Here is a 3,487-nt window from a genome sequence, read left to right as displayed (position 1 = left end):
CGTGCCCGTAGCTCGATAAGTTCTGTGACATCGACATCCAGCCAGGCGGTGGCTTCTGGAATGTTGGTTCTCGAACGCACCATTTGCTCTGCAACCATTTTGCGAACGCCGGTCATTGGAACGCGCTCGACGATGGTCAGACCGGACCGGGCATCGCGGTCGTCTGTCTCTACAGCGGTCGCTTCAGGCTGTGATGAGGCAGTTGGGGCATCGATAGCAGCCAGGACATCGGCGCGAACAATAATGCCACCCTGACCGCTGCCGGACAGATGCGTTACATCGATATTGTTTCGTTTTGCGAGCTGACGCACTAACGGAGAAATGACCCGAGGTGCCGAGGATGCTGCGACAGTAGCCGGCTGATCTGTTTGGGGTTTCGTTGGTGTTGCTGCACGTTTGGGCGCGCGGGTGCGCCCTGAAGTTCCTCCACCAGAAGTGCCATAACCAATCAGCACACTTCCGGAGGATTCGTCGTCGGTTTCCTCAGGAACTGCAATTCCTGCTTGTTCCTCTTCGCGATAGTCCAGTGCGCCAGGTTGTTCAGATGATTGTGCGGCGTCATCACCGACGGTTATCAACGGATTGCCGACCATCAGTGTTTCCCCTGGTTTGCCATGCAGAGTCAGGACGGTACCGCCATACGGCGATGGAACTTCGACGAGAGCTTTGGCCGTTTCGACTTCGGCGATCGGCTGGTCGACGGAAATGGTCTGGCCCTCTTCGACTAACCAGTTGACGAGGTCGGCTTCCGTGAGGCCTTCACCCAGGTCGGGGAGGTTAAAAATTTGTGTGCTCATCAGTGCCCTCCTGCGGTGGAAGTGGTGGAGAAGTCCACGGGTGTGTCATCCCATTGCAAATCGTCGATGGCGTCCAAGATCCGGTCCACATTCGGTAGATGATATTTCTCCAGCATGGGTGGTGGATAGGGGATGTCGAACCCGGTCACCCGCAGCACCGGTGCCGCTAAAGAATGAAAGCAACGCTGCTGAATACGTGCCACCACTTCGGAGGCTACCGAAGTGAATCCTTGTGGTTCGGCAACCACAATGGCGCGGCCAGTTTTCGTGACCGAGGCAGTGATGGTTGCTTCATCCAAGGGATTGATGGTGCGCAGGTCGATGACTTCGACGCTGCGACCTTCTTTCGCTGCTGCCTCAGCGGCGGCCAAACAGGTCACGACCGATGGACCATAGGAGACCAGTGTGACATCCTCGCCGGTACGGGCAACGCCAGCACGAGCATATGGTTCGCCGTGCTCACGTTGGGCCTCGACTTGTGCCCATCGTGTGTTGAATTCCTGTCGAAGCTCCTCGAGCGAGATCTCGGCCTTGGACCAGTACAGTTTCTTGGGCTCCATGAAAATCACCGGATCATCCAGCCGGATAGCTGCCCGCAACATCAGGTAGGCGTCTTCTACCGAGGCCGGCGTGTACACCTTGAGCCCCGGAGTGTGGGCATAGTACGACTCTGAGGAATCGCAGTGATGTTCCACGCCACCGATCCCGCCGCCGTAGGGGATGCGCACGGTAATCGGTAGTGATGCGGCCCCCTTGGTTCTGTTGCGCATTTTGGCCATATGGCTGACGATCTGCTGAAATGCAGGATACGCAAAGGCATCGAACTGCATTTCGATGACGGGCCGCACGCCGCCCAGCCCCATGCCGATGGCGGTGCCTGCAATGCCGGACTCAGCCAAGGGAGTGTCGAAACACCGATCTTCGCCGAATTGTTGGCTCAAGCCTTCGGTGATGCGGAAAACCCCTCCCAGGGTGCCAACATCTTCACCAAAGACCACGACCATCTCATCGCTCGACATCTCATCGGCCAGTGCTGCGTTCAACGCGGCGGCAAAGCTGAGAGTTGATTTATCTTTGCTCATGTTCTGCTCCTCTTAGCCCTGGTGCTCGGTGTGTGCTTCGCGGGATAATTCTTCGGCCAGCTGTGCTCGTTGTTCGGCCAACTGTGGGGTCTGCACCGTGTACACGTGGTCGAAGAGGTCTAACGGGTTCAGCTCAGCGTCTTGTCCCATGGCATCGCGTAGGGAGGTTGCGACTGCCTCAGCATCCGAAGTGTACTGAGCCTCAAGGTCTTCGGTCAGTGCACCCTCATTCTTCAAATAGGTGCGCATGCGTTGCAGTGGATCTCTTTGTGTCCACTCATCAACTTCTTCGCCTTCCCGGTATCGAGTGGCGTCATCGGCATTGGTATGCGACTGCATCCGATAGGTGTCAGCTTCAACGAGGAAGGGTCCACGACCTTCACGACAGAGTTTGACGGCGCGTCCGAGCACGGCAAGCAGCGCGGCCAAATCATTGCCATCGACTAATTCGCCGGCCATGCCATAGCCGACTGCCTTATGGGCTAATGATGGTGCGGCTGTTTGGCGAGAAAGTGGCACAGAGATCGCATACTTGTTGTTCTGTACAAAGAAGATCACCGGCAGTTTGAATACTGACGCAAAGTTCAAGGCTTCGTGGAAGTCACCTTCAGAAGTACCACCGTCGCCAACCATGCCCAGAACCACCATTTCTTCGCCCTTCAACCGAGCGGCTTGCGCCATCCCAACGGCGTGCAGGAGTTGTGTGGTGAGAGGCGTTGACTGAACCGAAGTGTTGTGTTCATGCGGGTTGTAACCTTGGTGCCAGTCTCCCCGGAAGTTGGTCATCACCTGCATTGGATCAACGCCGCGCGCTAATACGGCTACGGTGTCGCGGTAGGTGGGGAACAGCCAGTCGCGGGGCTCGAGGCACAGTGCTGCCGCAACTTCAGATGCTTCTTGCCCGTGGGACGAGGGATAAACGGCCATGCGTCCCTGGCGCACCAGTGCATAGTTCTGGTCGTTGACGCGACGGCCAATCACCAGCTGACGATACCCGTCAAGCAACTCTTGAGCAGTTGGCATGGGGTATTCGTGACCGGGTGTGGAACCCTGCTCATCTACTGACAGGAGTTCACCGGATTCAGAAATCATCTGAATCCGGCCGTGAGTTGGCAGCAGATAGTCCTCGAGGCTGATTCCAAGTCTCTTGACTTTCTCACCTGTGGGATCAGGCTGTGCATTCTCAGACATCATGACTGGCACGTCCTTCAATTCGGATGCGAATACTGTAAACACCAGTATGACCACTACGAACGAAAAGTAGGACGCAAATCACAAAATGCAGACATTTTTTCAGCATCACCATAAGATTGTGTACAGATTGACGCAATGAGTCGGTTAACGCCTACATTTTGGAGATGGAATGTCCGAGGATCAACGCAGTACTGAAGCTGCGCAATTGGAGACGATCGATCGGCGAATCATCTCGGCGTTAGCTGACGACGGGCGGATTTCTATCACCGCGCTCGCAGAGAAAGTCCATGTCTCCCGAGCCCACTGTTATTCTCGCTTGCAACACCTTCAGAAGAACGGCGTCATCACCGGCTATTCGATCTCGGTGGATCACGCCCGACTGGGTTTCGGAGCTTCGGCGCATGTCATTCTCAA

The 3,487-nt window shown here is 56.1% G+C and carries 4 protein-coding genes; 1 reads left to right on the top strand and 3 read right to left on the bottom strand.

Going from position 1 to position 3,487, the window contains the following annotated elements:
- The 3 genes from L0H14_RS12155 to L0H14_RS12145 all read right to left on the bottom strand — a co-directional run.
- The coding region (locus L0H14_RS12155) for a biotin/lipoyl-containing protein (RefSeq protein WP_301421960.1) at positions 1-797 on the bottom strand (797 nt) is incomplete at its 3' end.
- Positions 797-1,879, bottom strand: coding sequence for an alpha-ketoacid dehydrogenase subunit beta (locus L0H14_RS12150; protein WP_301417430.1), 1,083 nt, complete (start codon positions 1,877-1,879; stop codon positions 797-799). The genes L0H14_RS12150 and L0H14_RS12155, both read right to left, overlap by 1 nt.
- Before the next feature lie 12 nt (positions 1,880-1,891).
- Positions 1,892-3,070: a thiamine pyrophosphate-dependent enzyme gene (locus L0H14_RS12145; protein ID WP_301421961.1), complete on the bottom strand. Its 1,179-nt coding sequence runs from the start codon at positions 3,068-3,070 to the stop codon at positions 1,892-1,894.
- 172 nt (positions 3,071-3,242) lie between these two features.
- On the opposite strand from L0H14_RS12145, the gene L0H14_RS12140 reads away from it, so the two are divergent.
- Positions 3,243-3,487, top strand: a 245-nt coding sequence (locus L0H14_RS12140) for an Lrp/AsnC family transcriptional regulator (RefSeq protein ID WP_301421959.1), incomplete at its 3' end; no start/stop codon positions are given.

The sequence above is a fragment of the Yaniella sp. genome, assembly GCF_030453185.1.
Lineage (GTDB): Bacteria > Actinomycetota > Actinomycetes > Actinomycetales > Micrococcaceae > Yaniella.
The sequence above is the reverse complement of the archived record's forward strand: the minus strand, read 5'-3'. Positions and strand labels throughout refer to the sequence as shown.

Coding starts and splice junctions, on each gene's coding strand:
- L0H14_RS12145 (WP_301421961.1), bottom strand. CDS start 3,070: ATGTCTGAGAATGCACAGCCTGATCCCACAGGTGAGAAAGTCAAGAGA.
- L0H14_RS12150 (WP_301417430.1), bottom strand. CDS start 1,879: ATGAGCAAAGATAAATCAACTCTCAGCTTTGCCGCCGCGTTGAACGCA.